Source organism: Enterococcus sp. DIV1208 (assembly GCF_050530455.1).
In the GTDB taxonomy this organism is placed as follows: domain Bacteria; phylum Bacillota; class Bacilli; order Lactobacillales; family Enterococcaceae; genus Enterococcus_B; species Enterococcus_B hirae.
Map to the genome: position 1 here is coordinate 701,982 of NZ_CP172887.1, position 18,552 is coordinate 720,533.

19 protein-coding genes, 1 tRNA gene and 1 other annotated feature are annotated in these 18,552 nt (G+C 36.0%); of the genes, 18 read left to right on the forward strand and 2 right to left on the reverse strand.

Going from position 1 to position 18,552, the window contains the following annotated elements:
• The first annotated feature begins 109 nt into the window (after window positions 1-109).
• From IGK91_RS03255 to IGK91_RS03295, 9 genes are all read left to right on the forward strand, one after another.
• The gene (locus IGK91_RS03255) at window positions 110-259 is read left to right on the forward strand and encodes a teichoic acid D-Ala incorporation-associated protein DltX (protein ID WP_014834217.1); all 150 of its coding nucleotides are present in this window, start codon (window positions 110-112) and stop codon (window positions 257-259) included.
• Window positions 260-269: 10 nt separating this feature from the next.
• On the forward strand, window positions 270-1,787 hold the full coding sequence (gene dltA, locus IGK91_RS03260; protein ID WP_081123037.1) for a D-alanine--poly(phosphoribitol) ligase subunit DltA: 1,518 nt from the start codon (window positions 270-272) through the stop codon (window positions 1,785-1,787).
• Window positions 1,784-2,989 carry a D-alanyl-lipoteichoic acid biosynthesis protein DltB gene (dltB, locus tag IGK91_RS03265; protein ID WP_010738273.1) on the forward strand — a complete coding sequence of 402 codons (1,206 nt, stop codon included), beginning with the start codon at window positions 1,784-1,786 and terminating at the stop codon, window positions 2,987-2,989. Before dltA ends, dltB begins: the two co-directional genes overlap by 4 nt.
• Window positions 2,990-3,058: 69 nt before the next feature.
• Entirely contained in the window at window positions 3,059-3,292 is a 234-nt protein-coding gene (gene dltC / locus IGK91_RS03270; protein WP_010719820.1) for a D-alanine--poly(phosphoribitol) ligase subunit DltC, read from the forward strand.
• A 2-nt stretch (window positions 3,293-3,294) separates the two neighbouring features.
• A complete protein-coding gene (dltD, locus tag IGK91_RS03275; protein WP_010738272.1) occupies window positions 3,295-4,566 on the forward strand; it encodes a D-alanyl-lipoteichoic acid biosynthesis protein DltD in 1,272 nt (423 codons plus the stop codon).
• Window positions 4,567-4,804: 238 nt separating this feature from the next.
• Window positions 4,805-5,887 carry a M42 family metallopeptidase gene (locus IGK91_RS03280; protein WP_010719818.1) on the forward strand — a complete coding sequence of 361 codons (1,083 nt, stop codon included), beginning with the start codon at window positions 4,805-4,807 and terminating at the stop codon, window positions 5,885-5,887.
• Window positions 5,887-6,684: a DUF975 family protein gene (locus tag IGK91_RS03285; protein WP_113803733.1), complete on the forward strand. Its 798-nt coding sequence runs from the start codon at window positions 5,887-5,889 to the stop codon at window positions 6,682-6,684. Before IGK91_RS03280 ends, IGK91_RS03285 begins: the two co-directional genes overlap by 1 nt.
• 65 nt (window positions 6,685-6,749) lie before the next feature.
• A complete protein-coding gene (locus tag IGK91_RS03290; RefSeq protein WP_010719816.1) occupies window positions 6,750-7,490 on the forward strand; it encodes an MBL fold metallo-hydrolase in 741 nt (246 codons plus the stop codon).
• A gap of 10 nt (window positions 7,491-7,500) precedes the next feature.
• Entirely contained in the window at window positions 7,501-8,505 is a 1,005-nt protein-coding gene (locus IGK91_RS03295; protein WP_010738270.1) for a lipoate--protein ligase, read from the forward strand.
• 145 nt (window positions 8,506-8,650) lie between these two features.
• On the opposite strand, the gene IGK91_RS03300 is transcribed toward IGK91_RS03295, so the two are convergent.
• Window positions 8,651-10,501: a hypothetical protein gene (locus IGK91_RS03300; protein ID WP_430605327.1), complete on the reverse strand. Its 1,851-nt coding sequence runs from the start codon at window positions 10,499-10,501 to the stop codon at window positions 8,651-8,653.
• Between the two features lie 217 nt (window positions 10,502-10,718).
• Here IGK91_RS03300 and IGK91_RS03305 point away from each other — a divergent pair, with 217 nt between their 5' ends.
• The 5 genes from IGK91_RS03305 to IGK91_RS03325 all read left to right on the forward strand — a co-directional run bounded on the left by IGK91_RS03305 (window position 10,719) and on the right by IGK91_RS03325 (window position 14,758).
• Window positions 10,719-11,258, forward strand: a complete 540-nt coding sequence (locus IGK91_RS03305) for a signal peptidase I (RefSeq protein ID WP_010719813.1) — start codon at window positions 10,719-10,721, stop codon at window positions 11,256-11,258.
• A 70-nt stretch (window positions 11,259-11,328) separates the two neighbouring features.
• A complete protein-coding gene (locus IGK91_RS03310) occupies window positions 11,329-12,015 on the forward strand; it encodes an O-methyltransferase (RefSeq protein WP_010719812.1) in 687 nt (228 codons plus the stop codon).
• 159 nt (window positions 12,016-12,174) lie between these two features.
• A tRNA-Arg gene (locus IGK91_RS03315) sits at window positions 12,175-12,248 on the forward strand.
• Window positions 12,249-12,646: 398 nt separating this feature from the next.
• A complete protein-coding gene (locus tag IGK91_RS03320) occupies window positions 12,647-13,006 on the forward strand; it encodes a DUF1304 domain-containing protein (protein ID WP_010738267.1) in 360 nt (119 codons plus the stop codon).
• A 132-nt stretch (window positions 13,007-13,138) separates the two neighbouring features.
• Entirely contained in the window at window positions 13,139-14,758 is a 1,620-nt protein-coding gene (locus tag IGK91_RS03325; RefSeq protein ID WP_181934212.1) for a SulP family inorganic anion transporter, read from the forward strand.
• 145 nt (window positions 14,759-14,903) lie between these two features.
• On the opposite strand, the gene IGK91_RS03330 is transcribed toward IGK91_RS03325, so the two are convergent.
• The gene (locus tag IGK91_RS03330) at window positions 14,904-15,557 is read right to left on the reverse strand and encodes a uracil-DNA glycosylase (protein WP_010719809.1); all 654 of its coding nucleotides are present in this window, start codon (window positions 15,555-15,557) and stop codon (window positions 14,904-14,906) included.
• Window positions 15,558-15,698: 141 nt separating this feature from the next.
• Window positions 15,699-15,774, forward strand: a sequence feature (ribosomal protein L21 leader region).
• Window positions 15,775-15,793: 19 nt separating this feature from the next.
• Between IGK91_RS03330 and rplU the strand changes: the two genes are divergently transcribed.
• The 4 genes from rplU to IGK91_RS03350 all read left to right on the forward strand — a co-directional run bounded on the left by rplU (window position 15,794) and on the right by IGK91_RS03350 (window position 18,195).
• Window positions 15,794-16,102 (forward strand): 50S ribosomal protein L21, encoded by a 309-nt coding sequence (rplU, locus tag IGK91_RS03335; RefSeq protein ID WP_010719808.1) that lies wholly within the window; start codon window positions 15,794-15,796, stop codon window positions 16,100-16,102.
• A gap of 28 nt (window positions 16,103-16,130) precedes the next feature.
• Window positions 16,131-16,475, forward strand: coding sequence for a ribosomal-processing cysteine protease Prp (locus IGK91_RS03340; protein ID WP_010719807.1), 345 nt, complete (start codon window positions 16,131-16,133; stop codon window positions 16,473-16,475).
• A gap of 12 nt (window positions 16,476-16,487) precedes the next feature.
• Window positions 16,488-16,781 (forward strand): 50S ribosomal protein L27, encoded by a 294-nt coding sequence (gene rpmA, locus IGK91_RS03345; protein WP_010719806.1) that lies wholly within the window; start codon window positions 16,488-16,490, stop codon window positions 16,779-16,781.
• A gap of 304 nt (window positions 16,782-17,085) precedes the next feature.
• On the forward strand, window positions 17,086-18,195 hold the full coding sequence (locus IGK91_RS03350) for an acyltransferase family protein (RefSeq protein ID WP_014834192.1): 1,110 nt from the start codon (window positions 17,086-17,088) through the stop codon (window positions 18,193-18,195).
• The last annotated feature ends 357 nt before the right edge of the window (window positions 18,196-18,552 follow it).

The window sequence follows — 18,552 nt, forward strand, 5'->3', positions numbered from 1 at the left end:
TGTGACAAAATTGTTAGCAGAAAAGCGATTACTGTTAGGAAAACAAATGTTGTTTTTTAAAAAGAATGGGTAAAATTGTTTTGAGATTCGATTAGGAGGGAAATATAAATTGAAAAATTGGTGGAATAATCCTCAATTTAGGTACTGGGGCACGTTTGTGGTACGAACATTATTGTATAGTGCAATTATTTTTATGTTGATTTATTTGTACCATTATAAAAATGTCCAAGGCGGATCTTTTATCTATAATGAATTTTAGGAGGAAGACGATGGATATTCAAACAATCGTTGAATCAATTGATTTTTTTGGTCAAACGGAACCAGATCGGGTCGTTTATCAGACAGAAACCACAGAGCATACCTATGGGGAGCTAAAAAGAAAGTCCGATGCTTTAGCAGCTTATTTAGACAGAAATCTACAGAAACAGGGACCAATCGTGGTTTTTGGAAATCTAGAGTTTGAAATGATCGTTTCTTTTCTGGGGGCCACCAAAGCCGGTCATGCCTATCTTCCGATTGAAGAACATACGCCGAATGAGCGAATTGAATCAATTCTTCGAGTAGCAAAACCAGCTTTGATCATTAGTGTCGGTGACTGGCAGATGGAAACAGATGGTATCCCAGTGATTTCTCGGGAAGAATTAGCAACGATCACGAAAAAAGAGAGTCAATACGAAGCAACACATCCAGTTAAAGGTGACGAAAATTATTACATTATTTTTACCTCTGGTACTACAGGTGAGCCCAAGGGTGTGCAAATCAGTCATGATAACTTATTGAGCTTTGTTCGTTGGACGATCCAGGAATTTCATCTTGAACAGGGTCTACGTTTCTTATCACAAGCACCATTTTCGTTTGACTTATCTGTTTTTTCGATTTATCCAGCACTTGTGACAGGAGGAATGTTAAAACCCTTAGAAAAAGCGGTTATTCAAGACTTTAGACAATTATTTTCTACTTTAGCAAAGTTGAAATTAGATGTCTGGGTGTCAACTCCTTCATTTATCGATATCTGTTTGATGGAACCCACTTTTGATGCGGAACATGTACCAGATCTAGCCACTTTCTTGTTCTGTGGGGAAGAATTAACCAAAAAAACAGCGCAAGAATTATTAAAACGATTCCCTGAAGCCCGTATTTATAACACGTATGGACCAACGGAAGCCACGGTTGCTATTTCAAGTATCCAAATCACTCAAGGTATTTTAGATCGCTATGAACGTTTACCGATTGGTTATATCAAAGAAGATACCGAGGTTCAGATTGTGAATGATCAAAAAGTGCAACCGGTCAATCAAACAGGCGAAATTATTATCTTGGGTCCTAGTGTCTCCAAGGGGTATCTGAATAATCCAGAAAAAACCAAAGCTGCTTTTTTCAAGAAACAGGATCAACAAAGTTATCATACTGGCGATGCTGGGTTTCTTAATGAGGAAGGTCTTTTGTTCTATGAGGGACGAATGGATCAACAGATAAAACTTCATGGGTATCGTATCGAATTAGGAGATATCGAACACGGGCTTTTGTTAGATGAACGGATTAAACAAGCGATAGTTGTTCCAAAATACCAAGGAACTAAAGTTCAACAACTAGTTGCTTTTATTGTATTAGAAAAAAATTCGCCAGAACCAAGTTTTAAACTCTCTAAATCAATTAAGGAAAAATTGGCACATTCGGTCATGGATTACATGATCCCTCAAAAAATCAATTACATTGATCTTTTACCACAAACGGTGAACGGGAAAATCGATCGGAAAAAATTAATAGCTGAGGTGAATCCTCAATGACCTTTCCACATATGATCCCGTACGCAGAACCTTATTATTTTCTGCTGTTAATCATCGGTTTAGTACCGATCGTGCTATCATTGTTGATTCGAGGGAAAAGATTGCCAATTTATCAAACACTCATCACCTTGCTTTTCTTATTCATCAGTTTTGGTGGTGTCTATTGGCAACAAGGTGTAGCCTTGATTGCATATGTTGTTTGGCAGACATTATTAGTTTGGGCTTACTTCGTTTACCGTCAAAAGGAAAATCAAGGTATTTGGTTTTACTTAGCGGTGATCCTAGCGATTTTCCCATTATTTTTAACAAAAGTCACACCGTTTTTTGCCCATGGGAAAGAATCTTTTCTAGCTTTTCTAGGGATCTCCTATCTAACCTTTAAATCTGTTCAGATGATCATGGAAATTAGGGATGGATTGATCAAGAACTATCAGCCTTTTCGTTATATTCAATTTTTACTCTTTTTTCCAACGATTTCATCTGGACCAATCGATCGCTATAGAAGATTTGAAAAGGATCAATGTCAGCCGCCTGCAACTGAGAAATATCTGACATTATTAGAAAAAGGTATCCAAAATATTTTTCTAGGTTTTTTATACAAATTTATTATTGGCTATTATTTGGGTCAAGTGTTGTTACCAATCGTTTCCAAAGCTGCCTTGCAACATGGTGGTTTTTCTTGGTCATTAGTAGGATATACCTATGTGTATAGTTTATATCTGTTTTTTGACTTTGCAGGCTATAGTTTGTTTGCGGTGGGAACGAGTTACTTGATGGGGTACCAAACACCAATCAACTTTAACAAACCATTCTTGTCTTGGAATATCAAAGAATTTTGGAATCGTTGGCACATGACGTTATCATTTTGGTTTCGAGATTATGTTTATATGCGCTTGATGTTTTTCTTGATGAAGAAAAAATGGTTCAAAAGTAAAATTGTAACCTCGAATATTGGTTATTATGCATTATTCCTATTGATGGGAATCTGGCATGGTCTAACTTGGTATTACATCGTGTATGGGTTGTATCATGCTACTTTGATTTGCTTAACCGACGTTTGGCTACGATTCAAGAAAAAACATAAAAAACAACTACCATCCAATTGGTTTACTCACGCTTTTGCTGTCTTTATGACTTTCCAAGCAGTTTGTTTTAGTTTATTGATATTTTCGGGCTTTTTAGACCAACTATTGTTTAAGTAAAGCAGATGATTATCTAAGACTTAAAAATGATTTATTTTACATTATGATTATTTAAGGAGAGATTATATTATGGAAGAACAAATTTTAACTATTTTAGAAGACATTACAGGAACAGATGAAATAAGAGAAAATCGAGAGCTTGATTTGTTTGGTGAAGGATTGCTGGATTCACTTGCTTCTGTTCAATTATTAGTCGAATTAGATGGACAATTAGATGTTCAAGTCCCTGTTTCTGAATTTGATCGTGAACAGTGGGGCACACCGAATAAAATCATTGCACAAGTACAAGAATTGAAGGGATGAGAATGAAAAAGAAATTATTTGCTATTTTCGGTCCAATCCTTTTAGCCTTTGGATTGATAGCAGTTTTTTTCACTTCTTCGTATCGTGTGGATCTAACCGACCCAACAGTCATAAAAAAAGCTTCTACATCCATGTCCGAAAATGTGTTAAAAGGAGATACCATCAAAAACGAAGCCTTAGCTGAAAAAAAATATGTTCCTTTTTTTGGTTCAAGTGAACTCAGTCGGATCAGTCCGTTTCACCCATCCGTCTTGGCGGAGAAATACCATCGTGATTATCGTCCCTTCTTATTAGGGGCACCTGGGACACAATCATTAAGTCAGTATATGATGATGCGCTCTGCAGGAGATGATTTGAAAAATAAGAAAATCGTTTTTATCATTTCTCCACAATGGTTTGTCAAAGATGGCGTAAAAAAAGATTATTTTGATACGTATTATTCACAGTTACAAACCCTTGACTGGCTGTTCTCATTGAAAAAAATCACTCCTGCTGATCGTTATTTAGCTAGAAGACTTTTACATTTTTCTATCGTTAAAAAAGATGAAAAATTGACGGAAATGTTACAAATGATCAAAAAAGGTCAACTTCCTTCTGTTGAAAAACGAAATCAATTGCGCTTGAACTGGAATATTTTAAAAAGAGAAGATGAAATGTTCAGCAATATTGGTCTGAAAAGTAAACAAGACAAAATTGATCAGGCAATGAAGCCGTTGCCTGCTAATTATCAAGAAAAAGTTCTGGCAAACCTAGCGGAAAATATTGGGAGAAAAAGTACAAGCGACAATTCTTTTGAGTTAAAAAATGATTTTTATAAAGAGCGCATTCGTCACCACTTAAAAGAGCTGAAAAATTCTCAAAAAAATTGGGATTATCGTTTTTCACCTGAATTTTCAGATTTTCAATTAGTCCTACAGCAATTAGCCCAAGAACAGGCAGAAGCATTATTCATCATTCCACCTGTGAATCAAAAATGGAGTGATTATACTGGGTTATCTCAAGAAATGCTTCAAGGATTTGCAAAGAAAATCAAATTTCAATTGCAGAGTCAAGGCTTTGATCGGATCGCAGATTTTACAAAAATGGCTGATCAACCTTATTTCATGGAAGACACCATTCATTTAGGTTGGAAAGGGTGGCTAGCAGCAGATCAACGGATTAGACCGTTTTTAGAAAACCAACAACAACCAAGTCACTATCAATTGGATCCATCATTTTATAGTAAAGACTGGCAAAAACATTCACCAAATGATTTAAAAGAAAACCAACAGTAATGGAGTTTCGAACACGAAGTGCATAAAAGAAACGCTCGTTTACTGCTGTCAGTCCATTTAAGAGAAAATAGCGATTGCTATCGTATGCATTATGCAAAAAAGCCAGGATTATTGAAAGTTATTCGGTAAACTTTCGAGGAATCCTGGTTTTTTTCTAACTGAAAAAATCGTTCTGCTGAAAAGCACACCTAATAAATGGTATAATCTAGCTATCAATACGAGAAATGAGGGAGACGTTTTGGATAAAAAAGAAGAACAGTTATTGATTGATCTGACTTCAGCCAAAGGAGTACCAGGCAATGAAGAAGAAGTGAGACAAGTCTATAAAAAGTATGCAAAAGACTTTGCGGAAGATATTTTTTATGATGGTTTAGGTAGTATTATCGCCAAACATGGTTCTGGTGGTGGACCTAAGATTTTTATTTCTGGTCATATGGATGAAGTGGGATTTATGGTAACTAAGATCACTGATAAAGGTTTTTTGGAATTTCAAACATTAGGTGGTTGGTGGGGACAAGTGATGTTAGCCCAACAAGTGGAAATCAAAACACAAGCTGGGAAAGTGATCCATGGCGTGATTGGTTCGAAACCGCCACATGTTTTAACCCCACAAGTAAGAAATAAACCGTATGATATCAAGGATATGTTTATTGATATTGGAGCAACAAGTGATAAAGAAGCAAAAGAATGGGGTATTCGCCCTGGCGATATGGTAACCCCATATATTGAGTATAAACGGTTGAATGGCGGTAAATTTTTACTAGCTAAGGCTTGGGACAATCGCATCGGTACAGCTGTTTCATTACGAGTTCTTGAGAATTTAGCAAAAGAAGGACATCCCAATGTTTTATTCGCAGGGAGCGATGTGCAAGAAGAAGTTGGCCTTAGAGGGGCACGCACAAGTACGCACTTAGTGAATCCAGATATCGCCTTTGCTTTAGATACAGGAACAGCTGGAGATACACCGGGGATGACGCCAAAAGAAGCGGATTCGATTTTGGGTAAAGGTCCACAAATCTTGATTTTTGATGCTTCAATGATTCCACATAAAAAACTGTTGAATTTTGTGATTGATGTGGCGGAAGAAATGGATATACCATTCCAATACACCGTCATTACTGGTGGTGGGACAGACGCAGGACAGATGCATTTGACAAGAGATGGGGTACCGTCTGTGGCGATTACTGTTCCGGTGCGGTATTTGCATTCACATACTTCAGTGATCCATGAAGATGATTATTTGAATACTGTGAAATTAGTGACGGAATTAGTGAAGCGATTAGACCACAAAACAGTTGAAAAGATTAGGAGTTATGATTAATGGAAACAAAGTTATCACTTTCAGATTATCGCAAAAAAGCTCGAGCTAGCCTTGCGCAACAATGGGGAATCAATGCTTGGCTAGTCTTTCTTTCGATGTTTGTTGCGGGTTTGATTCAAATGTTTTTTGAGGGATTTTTTTTCGTAGATAGCACGCAACAACAAATAGTTAGCTTTTTACTAGAGAATTTCCTTTTATTTGCTTTTTCATATGCCTTATATTACATTGCGCTGGTAGTTGTTCGCGGCGGCAGAGCAAAAAGTAATTTATTGTTTGCCGTCTTTCAAAAAAAATATTTTGGACCTATTTTAGTGATTAATTTGATCAATGTTGTGATCAATTGGATCATTAATGCCCTTGTTTTATTACCAGGTTTTTTGATTGGTGGTGTCAATACTTATACACAATTACTATTTAATTCAAACACAATTTCAACAGATGTGTTATCAGGGAATGCTTTGGACATTAGTTACGTTTTGACCACCCTGCTCATGACCTTTGTTTCTCTTTTGTTGATGAGTATTGTGGGCGGATTGTTTCAATTTGCGGCTTGGACTAAATTTGATTACCCAGAACTTTCAATCATCCAGTGTTTGCAATACGCGTGGTATTTATTAAAAGAGCGTTTAGGTACTTATATCCTATTACAACTTTCATTTATCGGGTGGTACCTTGTTGGAGCCCTAGCCTTGTTCTTTGGTTTATTGTGGGTTATCGCCTATGTCAATGTGACCATTGCAGGTTTTTACGAGCAAGCAAGACTTGAAAAAGAACCCCCAGCTACTTATTTTTCATAAAACATGAGAGAGGTTTCACAGAAAAAACAGGATTCTATTACATTGATTCTGAAAGGAGAACGATCATGAAATTAACTGTATTAGGTTGCTTAGGCGCCTATCCATATAAAAATCAAGGAACGACTAGCTATTTATTGCAGTCAGCTGGCTTTAACCTACTGATCGATGCTGGTAGCGCCACCTTGATAAAATTACAAGAGCATCTTGAACCGTTAGAACTTGATGCGGTTATCTTGAGCCATTACCATCATGATCACATCGCTGATCTAGGTGTATTGCAATATTATTGGCAACTACATCCTGAAAAAGAACCAGGAGCTATCTTGCCAATCTATGGTCATACTAAAGACACTTTTCATTTTGATGAGTTAACAATGCCAAACGTGTCAGAAGGACGTGGCTATTTTGAGGCAGAAGAATTGAAAGTAGGTCCTTTTTTAATCACGTTTATGGAAACCATCCATCCAGTGGTGTGCTATGCCATGCGGATCGTCGAAGAAGCGACTGGCAAAGTCTTTGTTTTTACAGGTGATTCCGGCTATTTGGAAAGTTTTGTAGAATTTGCTGAAAATGCAGACTTATTTCTAGCAGATACTTATCTGTTTGCTGGTAATGAACGACACAAAGCGCACTTTACGTCAAAAGAAGCGGGGGAACTTGCGAAAGCAGCAAAAGTCAAAAAGCTAGTATTGACCCATTTACCTCAATTTGGGGATCTTACACAATTACAGAACGAAGCGCAACAAGCTGCGGGTGATACAGTAGAAGTAGCACTAGCAAAAGTCGATAAAGTATTTGATATCTAGGAGGAAGACAATGATTTTTGTACCGAATGACAAGCATGATCCACGTATCAATCTAGCAATTGAACAATTTTTACTCCAAGAAATGCCTGTTGATGAACCGATTTTATTGTTTTATATCAATGAACCATCTATCATTATTGGGCGTAATCAAAACACGATCGAAGAAATCAATCGAGATTACGTTGAACAACAGGGCATCCATGTCGTTCGTCGTTTAAGTGGCGGTGGAGCCGTCTATCACGACTTTGGAAATTTAAACTTTAGTTTTATCATGCCTGATGATGGCGATTCTTTCCGTGATTTTGCTAAAGTTACTAAGCCAATTATTCAAGCTCTTCACGAATTAGGGGTATCTGGAGCGGAATTAAAAGGCCGAAATGATTTAGTGATTGATGGTATGAAATTCTCTGGTAATGCAATGTATGCAACGAATGGTCGAATGTTTGCCCATGGAACTATCATGTTTGATTCTGACATCAATGAAGTGGTCAATGCGTTAAAAGTAAAAAAAGATAAAATCGAGTCCAAAGGGATCAAATCGATTCGTTCTCGTGTGACCAATATCAAACCATTTTTACCTAAAGAAAGACAAGAGATGTTAACAGAAGAATTTCGTGATGAAATTCTATTAAAAATATTCGGAGTAGCAACGTTGGCAGAGGTTAATACGTATCAGCTAACAGACAAAGACTGGATCAAAATCAACGAAATCTCTGATCGCTATTATCGTAATTGGGATTGGAATTATGGGAAATCACCTGATTTTAACTTTTCGAGACAAAAGCGGTATCCGATTGGTTCGATCGAAGTCCATCTGAATGTGTCACATGGTTTGATTGATGATGTGAAAATATTTGGTGACTTCTTTGGGTTAGGAGAGATAAAGGACGTCGAAGAAAAACTGATTGGACAAAGATATGATAAATCAGTTTTAAGTGATGTAGTAAAAACGATTGATATCAAAAAGTATTTTGGTGCGATCGAAGCTGAAGATTTTCTTGCTCTTTTATATTGATCGAATGTTAGTCATTAGTCAAAAACAGGGAACACCAATGATTGGTGTTCCCTGTTTTTTATCTTTTTTTGAGAAAGAGAACGAATATTATTTTGTCCGCTCAAACCTTCATTCAATGAATCAATTTTCCAATCTGCCAAAGACATTATATGCTTTTCTTGGGATTTGTTTTAGTCAATTGGATGATTAAACGATCTACCTGACTATCTTTTTCCTGAGTCAACGTTCCTGCATAACGTTCCGCCACATCTTGGATTATTTTTAAATCAAACTGTTCTTGTTCAGCAAAGTTTTCGGTAATTCCTTGTGAAAAGAGATTTGTTTCATAGTTTGCGCTATGTTCACAACGAATCAATAGTTGATTTTCTTTTTCCTGCATCGATAAATAAATTTTTCGATGTGTTGGATCTTCAATGGCATGTGTTTCTCTAAAAGAATGTTCTAAGACATGAATCAGTATTTGGGTCAAGTCATCATCATTGACGGTCAATACTTCTGGTAGTTCGGCTTGAAACTTCACCTTGATATTTCGCTTTGATGCAATCTCTTGATAACGAGCTAAAATAAGATTAGTGAGTTGGTGAGAGGAGTAAGAGAAAATAAATTCAAAATTTCGAGCATTAGTTAAGATAGTTTGCACATAATTTTGTACTTCATCGGTTTCTTCTTCCTTGACCAAATGTTCTAAGTTTTCCATAGTCTGGATAAACTCAGTTCTTAATGTACTGATTTCTTGAATGTGATCACGTAGCTGATCATAATGTTGTTCAAGTAAATCCGATTTTGTTTTCAAGAAATTAACAGTTCGCTGATGCTTATCAAAGCTGATGATGTACTCGATAATATTATAACAAATGATAATAATCAGAATTATCATAAATAGAATAGTAGACCAATTAATATTTGCATTATAAATACCTAATGATGGTTGGATATAAAGCATACAATGGAAAATGGCAATCAGCACAATCCACGGTGTACAAGCAATGAAAAAACGATTATTCCGATAGGCTTCCCCAACACAGACAAGGGAAGTAACTAATGTACTGATTACACTAACCGCATTAACAATGGGCATTAGTTCAGTTAATTCTCCTACTGTCATCAATGAATAAATAAGGACACCTATTTGGATGGAGACTTGCAGAAAACAAAAGAGACCATATATTTTTTGATAATGTTTCATTCGGGATAAATAATACAATACCAGAAATACTGAAGTTAAAATAGTAAATGTATCAGATAAAATCGAATGGACGATTGGTTCAAAAAGGATGCCGCTTAATATATCTTCAGAGATTGATTCAAACCCTAAGACTAACGCAAAACAACTGAGAATGATCAGTGAAATATCTAGTGTCTTTTTTTTGTAAAGCTTAAAAATGGCGTACACCAATATCCCAATTCCTAAAAAGATGGCAATGATCATGGTAACTACTTGAGGAACAGATTGGGAAAAAATAAAGCTGATGATTGGTCCCGTATTTCCAACATAAACTTTTGGTGGAATACCCGAATAGTTTTCATATGGTGAAGTAACTTCGATTTTTAAGTGTTCACCAGCATAATGTGTAGGCAGATCAATAACTGCCAAAGATAAACCAGGATGAAGTTGGTCTTGTTCATTTGTTCGATCATATAAAAGTTGATCATTTAAATAAACTTTTATCCATTGGTTGTTTTCCCGAATCACTAAGTTCGAATCGTCCATCTCTTCTTTTAATATAGTTTCCATCACAAAAGTTTCATTTCTTTCAACTGTTGGAAGGTAACTAATATAATGACTATCAAAACGAAAATCAGGTTCATTTTTTAAGTAAAATTCCCATGAATTTTTTATTTCTTTGACCTTTCCACTATCAGAAGGAGTAAAAATATAATAAAAGAAATATACTGTTATCATTAAAAATAACGTTGATAATAGAATAGTGAAAAACCATTTTATCTTTAATGAGTTCGCTTTTTTAAAATATTCAATGTTATTAAAAAAGTTCATAATGTGTCCTTTCTAAAAGTAACATTTTTTTTAGGGTAAACGTTTTTTGTTTTCTAGTCAATCATAAACCTGCATAAAGTTAGATAACAAGAGTTATTTTTTAGATTTTTTTTAAAATTCTTTCAATTCGTTGTAGAAGAAATAGAGTTAAAATTGATAAAATTAAATCGTTATTATATGATGGGAAATAAGAAATGAGTAAAGGGAGTGGAAACTAGTGCCATTTTATAAAAAAATAACCTATATTAGTTCAATTACACTGATTGTTATTTTAGCGATCATTTTGAGCATTATTTTACTTCCTAAAATAGCTGGTCTATCAACCCATATTATTGAAGATCGTGGTATGAGTCCTTACTATAGCCAAGGAAGTTTGATCTATGTACGTCCGAAGAAACCAGAAGAATTGTTGGTTGGTGACGTGATTACGTACTATGAAAACTCAGGAGAGCAAATAACCACCCGACGAGTGATCGCAGTGGAAAAAGACCATCAAGACTTTTATACTAAAGCAGATAGTTCTACGCAGACCGAATCCGGTGTAGTGGGGAGAAGATACATCATTGGAACGCCCATTTTTCAGATTCCCTATATTGGCATTCTTTTATCAAAGTCAGCATTTACTTGGATGCGCTGGCTATTTTTTACCATCGCCTTTTGTTTGACCGGTATTACAGCTTGGAATATGCTAGATGAATTTGAAAAAAAGAAAAGTTTCAATCGGTTTTTTACTCATAGCCAACGAAAAGGAAAGTGAGTGTAAATTTGTTTGCAACTTGTGGATTTGTCAGGTTCTTCGTATAATAATTTGGAAGAGGAGGCAGATTATGCGTAATGAAATGATGCATCGTCCGGTAGTAAAAGAAGAGTTAGTTGATTTTATGCGGACAAAACAGAAAAAACTGTCTGGAGAGCTTGGTTTGATTGAAGAAGAAGCCCATTTAGCGGAAGTACCGATCATTCCCCATGAAACAGTCGTATTCATGCAGTTTTTATTAGGGCAATTAAAACCAAAGAATGTTTTAGAAATTGGTGCAGCTATTGGTTTTTCTTCTAGTTTGATGGCTCAATTAATCAGTGAAAAAGGTCACGTCACGACGATCGATCGTTTTGATGTTATGATCAAAAAGGCCAAGGCAACTTATGAAAGACTTGGCTTAACCGAAAAAGTTACTTTACTAGAAGGACAAGCGGCTGATATTTTACCAGAACTAACTGGGCCTTATGATTTTATTTTTATGGACAGTGCCAAATCGAAATATATTGAGTTTTTACCAGAATGTTTACGTCTGCTAAAAAAAGATGGCGTATTGATGGTTGATGATATTTTTCAAGGCGGAACGATTTTATTGCCTGATGAAGAGATTCCTAGAGGTAAACGTGCCATTCATCGTAAATTAAATGAATTTTTACAGGTCGTCATGACCCATCCAGACTTGACTTCCACATTAGTGCCGCTAGGTGATGGTGTGATCTTGATAACTAAAGAAAAAGAGCAAATTCATCTACCTTAAGAGTATTTACCTTGTTACGACAAAAAGCTTGCTTTTTGTCGGACACTAGGTAAAAGAGGAACGCTTTCTATTGAGCAATCTTTTTTATTGATAAAATAACTATTTCATATTGACAGAACCAAAATGATTCTATATAATTATTTTTGTTCCGAAAAAGCTGTCATAGTAGCTCAGCTGGATAGAGCATCCGCCTTCTAAGCGGACGGTCGGGGGTTCGAATCCCTCCTGTGACGTAAAAAAAACCAAAACCGGTAGAAACGAAAGTTTCTACCGGTTTTTCTTTGTTCTGGTAGTTGGACCAAATGGGTACGTAGCAAGTATTCTTATGATACACAGTCTAATCAGGTAGGATTTTCTACTTACTAGGTATGTGTTAAAAAAGAATATATTGGATGTTTTTCTAAGTAAAAGGAGTAGTTAAAATTTTTACTCTACAAATTCATACATTCGTGTATTTTAACTTCGTTTAAGCAGAAATCAGTCCATCCTCTATAGGTGGATGATGTTTGGTATCAGGGGATCCAAGGTTCTTATAATATAATCGCTACAAGTGTGTTTGTTTTTTTATTTTTGAACGGTTCGGCTATACTTATTCTAAGCCGATAGGCAGAAATGAATAGGGGGAGAAAATATGTCGATTATTTCACAAATTATCATTACATTAGTTGCAATTGAATTTTTTTATATCATGTATTTAGAAACCTTTGCTACAACTTCTAAAGCAACTGGCAGAGTATTTAAAATGAGTCAAAAAGAATTAAGTAATTCGTCGGTACAAACGTTATTTAAAAATCAAGGTGTTTATAATGGATTGTTAGGTATTGGTTTATTGTATGCCATTTATATTTCGTCTGCACCAAAAGAAATGGCAAGTTTGTTATTGATTTATATTGTACTGGTCGCAGCTTACGGTAGTATCACTAGTGACAAACTAATTATTTTGAAACAAGGTGGTCTGGCAATCATTGGATTACTGACTCTTTTGATTTGAGTTAATCTTATTTTATAAAAATTTTCATGAAAACGCCTATAACTTTGTGAAAAAGCTGACATGAGTTAGAAAAATATGCTATTCTAGTAGTTGCGTGTTTCATAAAATTTTTATAAAAAAGGAGTCTCTAGGTTGTTCAAAAAGTATATTTTTTTACTAAATGAAGAATTTGACGGATATGATCGTCAAAAATTCCAAAAAGATTTATTAGCTGGTATTACTGTAGCTGCAGTAGCTTTACCTTTAGCGTTGGCGTTTGGCGTGTCCAGTGGTGCAAATGCTGCGGCAGGATTAATTACAGCGGTTATTGCTGGACTTATTATTGGTGGCTTGTCAGGTGGTTTTTATCAAATTTCAGGACCAACAGGCGCAATGGCTGCGATCTTGATGTCGATTGCAGCTACTCAAGGGATGTCTGGGGTGTTACTGGCGACATTTTTAGCAGGACTATTATTGCTAGTGGCAGGCATTTTTAGATTAGGAACATTGACCTCTTTTATTCCAGCTCCAGTGATTACTGGATTTACCTCGGGAATTGCTATTATCATTGCCTTGGGTCAAGTGGATAACTTGTTTGGTGTCCATTCAGAAGGTGCAAATGTGATTGAGAAGTTTCTCAGCTATCAGACCTTTGGCTTTTCGATAAATTTTTCCTCCTTTATTATGGGATTATTAGTGATCATCGGAATGATTATCTACCCCCAAAAGTGGGCTCAAACTATACCAAGTTCTTTGATGGCAATTATTCTTGCAACGGTTGCGATGTTCTTGTTTCACTTGCCGATAGCAACCGTGGGAAAAATTCCACAGACGTTGATCAGTAGCGATCGCTTAACGTTTGCAGCCTTTCATCTTGATTCTTTAAAAGAAGTGATGGTGCCAGCGATTAGCATTGCCTTGCTTGGCATGGTGGAAAGTTTGCTCTGTGGTGCTTCTGCGGGACGAATGGCAAACAAACCATTGGACAGCAACCAAGAACTTGTTGCGCAAGGAATCGGAAATCTAATTTTACCATTTTTTGGAGGCATTCCAGCGACAGCTGCGATTGCCCGAACAAGTGTGGCAATTAAATCAGGGGCACAGACTCGTTTAGCTGGTATCATTCATGCTTTGGTTTTGTTTTTATCTATGATTATTTTTGCACCAATTATGTCAAACATTCCTATGCCAGCTTTGGCAGGAGTGTTGATTGTTACTGCTTGGCGCATGAATGAATGGGAAACGATCAACGTCTTGTTCACTAAGAGATATTGGTCTGGCATCTTATTATTTTTGATTACTATGGGATGTACCGTGATTTTTGACTTAAGTATTGCGATCGTCATCGGCATTATCGGTGGCTGTATTTTCTTTGTGATCAAAAGTGCGGCAATCACGATCTCGGTTGAAACAATCGATTGGGAACGAATGGATTTGCCAGAAACGAAAAAATTAGATAATTGGACAGTTGTCTATATTAGCGGACCACTCTTTTTTATGTCTGCTGAAAAATTAAAAAATACATTAGCTGATCTAAATCAAAAAGAGGGGATCATTTTTTCTATGCGTGGTGTTCCAAGTATTGATTTAACTGCCCGGGCTGTTTTTGATGAGTTTCAAGAAAAAGCTGAAATGCGAGAACAAACGATTATTTACACCTCGCTACAACCAGAAGTAGAAAAACAACTACAGCATTTATGGCAAAAAGCTGGCTTTGAGCAACACCAAACAGTAGCGCATGCACTCTCAGCGCTGCATGAACAATATACGTAATCAGTCATGAGCAGGAGAAATGTTTTTGAGAAGCAGGGCAAACAAAGTGTTTTTTGCAGTGTTTAATTAAAATAAGCTATAAAAATTCAAAAATCCCGAAACAGCTTTTTTCTGTTTCGGGATTTTTTACCTATGGAAGCTGTGGCTATTGATTGCTAGGATCTTTCTCGAGATAGTTTGCTAAGGTAAGCCAGTCTTTGCGGATCACGTCAGCTAATGTTCGATTGTAAAAAATAGCTGCAGGATGGAAAAGCGGGAGGATCTGGTAGCTTTTATCACTCCACTCGTAAGCATCTTTTTGTTGATTCAGTTTTAAAATAGGCCCAGTATAAAGCTGACCATGATTTTTAGAGATCGTATAAGCAGAACCTAATAACCGTTGCAAACCGATATTGCCTAATGTAGCAATCAAATGGGGCTCGACATGTTCGATTTCATAATCTAGGATCGGCGCATGAGCGAATACTTCCGCTTTCGTTGGTGTCCGATTCGGATAAACAGTTTCTGCTTGCTGAGTTCGTTTATTGAGTCGTTGGACTGTCCGATAAGGTCGACTTCTGACTGCACTAGTAATATAAACATCTTCTCTTGTCAAACCAGCTAGAGCAAGAGTTTGCATTAGTTCTTTGCCTGCTTGTCCGCTAAAAGGAATATGATTATCGATTTCTGTTTTGCCAGGAGCTTCACCTACCAGCATCAGTTTTGGGTGGAGTGGGCCTTGACCAGCAACGAAACCTTCTACCGCACGACCTTGCATACGAATCGTTGCTTCTTGAACCAATTCATCAGGATAGATCATTCGTTTACCTCCTTCGTCTTCACTAACATTATAATTAGCAAAAGTGAAAATTGCGATTGATTGACTTAAGAAAAGTTCTAGAATCTAGAGTTGACGAATGCGCTAGTTTCTGGTAATCTAGTACTGTTGTAATTGTGGACTCCACAGCTACAACCGCACAGAACGAGTTTGTAAGTACAGGTAACTGTCACTCTGGATGGCGAGTCTAAGTCTATTATAAGGAGGTGCTTTATAGCATGTACGCAATTATTAAAACTGGTGGTAAACAAGTAAAAGTTGAAGTTGGACAAGCAATCTACGTTGAAAAACTTGACGTTGAAGCAGGTGAAAAAGTTGTTTTTGACGAAGTTATCTTAGTAGGTGGCGAAACTACAAAAGTAGGCGCTCCAATTATTTCTGGTGCAACTGTTGAAGGTACTGTTGAAAAACACGGCAAACAAAAGAAAGTCGTTACTTTCAAATACAAACCTAAAAAACATTCACACCGTAAACAAGGTCACCGTCAACCATACACAAAAGTGGTTATCGACGCGATCAACGCTTAATTAGCGCTTGAGAAAGAAGGCCTGAATAATGATCAAAGGAACATTTAAACGTAATGACGCTGGTCAAATCGTTTCATTTACTTTGACAGGGCATGCTGATGCTGGTCCTTATGGGAGTGATATCGTCTGTGCAGGAGTTTCTGCATTAGCGATCAGTACTGTCAATGGGATTGCCTCATTAGCTGGTTTTGAACCAATTGTCGAAATGAATGAAGAAGAGGGCGGTTATTTATATACCGAAGTCACTTCAGGATTGACACAAGAGCAAAACAATATTGCCGAGATTCTATTAGAAAATCTCTTGTTGGGATTACAATCGATAGAAGCTGAAAATTCAGAATATATCCAAATTAAAACAATTAATGATAAATAGGAGGTGCAGACCATGTTGTTATCAATGAATCTACAATTCTTTGCCCACAAAAAAGGTGGCGGTTCTACATCTAACGGACGCGACTCAGAATCAAAACGTCTAGGTGCTAAACGCGCTGACGGACAAACAGTTACAGGTGGATCAATTCTTTACCGTCAACGCGGTACAAAAATTTATCCAGGTGTGAACGTGGGTATTGGTGGAGACGACACTTTATTTGCTAAAGTTGACGGAGTAGTACGTTTCGAACGTAAAGGCCGCGACAAAAAACAAGTGTCTGTTTATCCAGTAGCTCAAGAAGCTTAATGAACAGTTAGCTCTATCCCTTATTACGTAAAGGATAGAGCTTTTTTTATGACTTTTAATGAAAACGGTTGACAAAAAAGGTGCTTAAACATAAAAATCAATACCATTCTTTACTTTTTTATTCAAAATCCTGTGCTTATCATTAGTTAAAATGGAAATTACATATTAAAAAACGAACGTCATTCTAAATGATCGGTTAAAAAAATAAAAAACGTTTCCCGTTTGAAGTATAACAATATATGAGTGGAAAAAATCACTACTATTTGTGAATGTGGTATTGTATACTAGGATTAAAAAAGGAGTGATGAATGAAAAAATGAATTTAAATAACGTTTCAAAGCGTTTGTACAAATGGGACAATTTAAAGGCTTTATTAATTTTCCTGGTTGTAGTAGGTCATTTAATTGATCGGGCGAATCAAAAGAGCGACTTGTTAATGAAAATTAACTATTGGATATATATGTTTCATATGCCAGCATTCATCTTTGTTTCTGGTCTATTCAGCAAGAATACAATTCGCAACAAAGATTTCCGAAAAAGTTTTAGATATCTCAAATGGTTTTTCATTTTAAAAATTATATTTTTGATTAGCACTTTTCTCTCTTCAGGTTCTTTAAGCTTTTCCTTTTTAACAGAAAGCGGACTGCCATGGTACTGTTTTGCTATTTTTGCTTTTCAATTAATCAGCATGGTTATTGATGGATATGACAAATACTGGGTGCTAGGCATAGCTGTTGTAATTGGTTGTTTGGCAGGATATGATGCAAATTTGGGAGATTTTCTATGTTCTTCAAGAATCTTAACTTTCTTTCCATTTTTTTATGCTGGATACTTAATTGATTATCAAAAAATGTCAAATTATCTAAACAATTTTAAGATCAAGTTGTGCGCGTTGTTCCTTTTGTCAGGAAGTTTTTTTGTCGTTTATTTTAAGTTATATGGCACCTCACTGACGATGGGATTTTTGACCGGTAGAAATGCTTATGCGAATGTAAGCGAATTAGTAGGTCTTTATGGTGGTTTTTTCCGATTTATTTACTATATTGCAGTCTTCCTTATAATCAGTAGTTTGGTTGCTTTGATAAGTAATAAACGACTGTTTATTACGAGTTTTGGAGAATTATCCTTGATCATATATATGTTGCATATACCTATCGTCAGAATAGTGAATGATAAACTTCATTTGGATTTGTTTATTAAAAGTTTTGGTGTACCGCAGAGTATTACGATTCTAATAGTAACTATATGTATTTTCTTTTTGTGCAGAATGGAGTGGGTTCATAAGCCGTTAAACAAAATTCTCTATTTTAATGTTCCTGAAAAAACAGATAATTCGGTAAAAGGAAATGGGTATTTTAAAAGCTTTTTTTATGACCGTACTTTGACCATACTTGATAGTAAAAATGAAGAATAATTAGATGGTATGATGAGCGTATTATTATAGAAGACAAGTGTTTAGGTTATACGATCGGAGTTAATAAAAGTTCACTAGAAAATATTGAATTGGAAGTGATTGTTTATCCGAGCACTCAATAAACAGAATAAATTGAATAAACAATGAACTAAACTCAATGAAAAAAGTTCTCTCTCGTTGATTAAGAGGAGAGCTTTTTTTTCTGTGTTTCATTACAATAGATAAAATGGTTTATCGGCGCAAGCACTTCGATCCGATCATTTTAAAGAAAAGCTTTAAGTTGAAGGGGACGTTTTTTGATAATTCTAATGAGACAAAGAGTAGCTGATCCAGTCAATACTTCTTTTAATAAGAGAT